The sequence below is a fragment of the Prevotella sp. LCP21S3_D2 genome (assembly GCF_052118345.1).
Taxonomy (GTDB): domain Bacteria; phylum Bacteroidota; class Bacteroidia; order Bacteroidales; family Bacteroidaceae; genus Prevotella.
The window spans coordinates 1-3,394 of record NZ_JBQKHJ010000057.1; the positions used below are offsets into that span (position 1 = coordinate 1).

Consider the following 3,394-nt stretch of genomic DNA (forward strand, 5'->3'; position numbering starts at 1 on the left):
TGCAAACGGACTCGTTAGGCAGTACATTCCTAAGTCTGCTGCGTTTTCAAACTTCAGTCAGCAGAAAATAACAAAGTTTACGGCAAAAATTAATGAGAGACCAAGAAAGAATTTGAATTTCTCAACACCAAAGGAGTGCTTTTACAAAAACATTTCGTAATTTTGAACTTGCTTGTTGAATTCGCGAATTTATTCATGAAAACATGTTCGTCAAAAAACATGTTTCCATGTAAAAAAGTAATTTAAAATTTGGCTATTTCAAATTAATAATGTATCTTTGCACAAAAATGAATAATTAAAAGTCAAAAACATGGAAAATAAACTGAAAATGATTTTGGCTATCGTCAACAATAAAGGAGGCGTAGGCAAAACAACAACAGTGCAAAATCTTGCAGCAGGAATGTTGAGAAAGGATAAAACATTAAGAATCCTTGAGATAGACTTAGATCCTCAATGCAACTTGACCCTTTTAAATCATGCACCAGAAGGGTGTGCTACTGTTTTTGAGTCAATGATCGCATGTAAGGGATTACCTATCTACAAAACAGAAACAGGTGTATATTATGTTCCTGGCTCTGCAAAGATGCAGGATGTCGATCCTTTTCTTCAAAACACAGGTGCACCTCGTCAAGTGTTAGGCGCATGCATCAATAGTGACTGTATTGATTATACAGGTGAGAGCATAAGTAATCCAATAGATTACTTTGATTACATCTTTATAGATTGTCCTCCAGCAATGTCGCTATCTACTTACAACGCAATGGTGGTGGCCAGTCATTTGCTTATTCCTGTTCAGATGGAAGGCTTGTCTGTTTTTGGATTATCCGCTGTTCTTGCAGCAATGAAGGAAGTCAAAGAAGGTCGTTTTGCGTTGAATAAAGATTTGGAATTGTTAGGGTTATTGCCAGTTATGCTGGACGAGAGACCAGTCATTGTGCGACAAGCTTTATCAACTCTACGTGAAAAATATAAAGAAAAAATTCTAAAACATGGTGTTCGACGCTGTATCAAGGTTAATGAGGCTCAAACAGTAAAACAAGATTTGTTTCATTATGCCCCTTATTGCTCAGCCGCAATAGATTATGAATTGGTTATTAAAGAATTGTTTAATTTTAAATAATTAGGAAAAATGGGAAAGGATTTTCGTGCAGCCTTTAGTAATATGAATAAGGCAGTTCGTCCAGGCGCAGAACAACCAGTAGAACAACCTGTTATGCATAATATAGAGCAACCGGCAAAACAACCGGCAAAAAAGAAAAAAATGAGTCTGGCAGAAAAAAGAGCAACCATGCATGCAGTTCAGACATATCTGTCAGAAGAAGACTTTAAAGAACTGATGCTGATTAAACTTAGCAGCAAAGGGATGAATTATGAAGAAATCATACGTGAAGCAATAAGATTGTACATACAAGTTAAGAAAAACGAGTCTTAAGAGACAACCATAATCTAAAATTTTTAGACTATGGATCAAGTTTACTTATTTGGAAACTAAAAAACGGGATTTCGACAACAAAAAACAAAATCATTGTTTATACTAACAGAAATATCAATATGACAGATAAAAAAAATGAAATAGCAAAGAGCCATGTTGATGAGCAGTGGATAAATACTCCATTTAGTTTCACCAAGATAGACAAACAATGCACGCTTTCCCAGCAACATATATTGTTTTGCGTAAGTTCACATCTACAAGAATACGTTACGAGATACTTCAACGAAAAGCGTGAAAAAGGAAATCTACGTTCAGACTATATGTTTGAAGTAGATAAAGAACACGTTGCCATGAATGTACCTAAAATCAAACTTAAATTGAGTGAATTAGGTATAGAATCAAGCCACTATAAAGATCTGCGTAAAACTCTTAAAGAACTCCTAGACTTTAGTGTGAGAATCAAAATAGATGGCAAAGCCGTTATTCAGCACGTATTTTCAAACATAACAGAAGATATTGTGACAAACGGCTATACAAAACAGGGAGTATCATACGATAGGTCAAAAGGAGAGGTCGAGTTAAAAATTGACCCAGTTGTTGCCAAATATGCATTTGACATGAGCCAAGGCTTCATTCATCATATAGCCTTGATTGCACGATATGCTAGCCGACTTAACACTCCAAGAATATATCTCTTTCTACTGCGTCAAATGGGAATAAATAAAGGCAAAATGACCATAAAAGTACCTTTCATGCAACTGAAAGAATATCTAGGTATGGCTAAAATAGCTGAAGACGGAACAGTAGAGGAAGAACAGTATCCAAAATTCTCTCAATTTAAGAAACAAGTATTGGATGCAGTACAAGAAGATTTTGCAAAACTAAGTAAAGAAGACAAAATTGATATAATGTTCACTGATTGCACACCAATATACAAAAGGGGACAAACAAGAGGTAATCCTGAAGCTCTGGTGTTTAAAATCAAAAGAACAGCTTTGGGAAAAGCCCATATCAATGGCAAGATATTGGATAGGAAAGGACTTCCTAAAGCTAGCGGAACCAAAGAACCTGTTGTAGGTGACTTGTTTGCTCATGTTGTGAAACCTGAAAAAAGCAAGATCCCAATGGAAAAGTGTGGGGAAGAGCAATGGAATGAATTTCTATCAAGAATAATAGATCCTTCCCAGACAACATTGCTCAGTAGGGTGAAGTTCCTCGGCATGAAAAATCAAAGATTCTGCATACAGGCTTCACAAGAAGATTTTCAATTACTCAAAACTCTGGGCGTAGAAAAGATAGCTCAAGAGTTCTTCAATTGTGTTGGTTCATTTGCTCCTACTTTCTACCAAGGATAATCCAATCGAGTAGGAGGAAAACTAAGTAGTTTTTCTCCTACTTTCGTTTTCCGACCTCTCACACCACCGTACATGCGGTTCCGCATACGGCGGTTCCTATTTTGGGTGCCATTCGATGTATGAACCCGTCAATGTAGCATAGCCTGCCATACTCAACTTTTCGTTGGTTATCGCACGACTTAGTATGTAACTGCCAGCTATGCGCCAATCCCCCAAACGACTATTGCCCCACATGTAAGCTTGGTACTTATCTATACCACACTTTATCAAGTTGGCAATTCTCGTTTTCACCCTCTTCCACGACTTCCATATACACATACGTAGCCGTCGCCTTAGCCACTCGTCAGTTTCCATGAGGAAACGTTTCATGTTGGCAAGGTGATAGTAACCTACCCACCCCCTTATGTACTCTTCTAGTTTTTGCTTCCTCTTGGCATATCCCCAGCCATTGCTTCGGGAAGTCAACTCTTTGAGTCGGGCTTTCATCTTGGCTTTAGCTTTTGGGTGTACCGTGAGTTGGCATTTGCCTTTCATTACATAAAAGGAGTAACCAAGGTATTTCACACCTTGCACATAGGACACAACTGTCTTGTCCCTGTTCACCTTC

General features: G+C 37.7%; 4 protein-coding genes and 1 pseudogene. 4 read left to right on the forward strand and 1 reads right to left on the reverse strand.

Going from position 1 to position 3,394, the window contains the following annotated elements; translation table 11 throughout:
• The 4 genes and pseudogenes from ACTQ16_RS16445 to ACTQ16_RS16460 all read left to right on the forward strand — a co-directional run.
• A pseudogene (locus ACTQ16_RS16445) lies at nucleotides 1-160 on the forward strand (IS30 family transposase); the annotation flags it as partial.
• Nucleotides 161-310: 150 nt separating this feature from the next.
• A complete protein-coding gene (locus ACTQ16_RS16450; protein ID WP_153122970.1) occupies nucleotides 311-1,120 on the forward strand; it encodes a ParA family protein in 810 nt (269 codons plus the stop codon).
• A gap of 9 nt (nucleotides 1,121-1,129) precedes the next feature.
• Nucleotides 1,130-1,432 carry a hypothetical protein gene (locus tag ACTQ16_RS16455; protein ID WP_153122971.1) on the forward strand — a complete coding sequence of 101 codons (303 nt, stop codon included), beginning with the start codon at nucleotides 1,130-1,132 and terminating at the stop codon, nucleotides 1,430-1,432.
• A 119-nt stretch (nucleotides 1,433-1,551) separates the two neighbouring features.
• Nucleotides 1,552-2,787, forward strand: a complete 1,236-nt coding sequence (locus ACTQ16_RS16460; protein ID WP_441938517.1) for a hypothetical protein — start codon at nucleotides 1,552-1,554, stop codon at nucleotides 2,785-2,787.
• Between the two features lie 96 nt (nucleotides 2,788-2,883).
• On the opposite strand, the gene ACTQ16_RS16465 is transcribed toward ACTQ16_RS16460, so the two are convergent.
• On the reverse strand, nucleotides 2,884-3,394 hold a 511-nt coding region (locus tag ACTQ16_RS16465; RefSeq protein WP_441938518.1), incomplete at its 5' end, for a group II intron maturase-specific domain-containing protein.

Bases quoted from the DNA above. Each gene is read 5' to 3' on its own strand.
- ACTQ16_RS16450 (WP_153122970.1), top strand. From the start codon at position 311: ATGGAAAATAAACTGAAAATGATTTTGGCTATCGTCAACAATAAAGGA.
- ACTQ16_RS16455 (WP_153122971.1), top strand. From the start codon at position 1,130: ATGGGAAAGGATTTTCGTGCAGCCTTTAGTAATATGAATAAGGCAGTT.
- ACTQ16_RS16460 (WP_441938517.1), top strand. From the start codon at position 1,552: ATGACAGATAAAAAAAATGAAATAGCAAAGAGCCATGTTGATGAGCAG.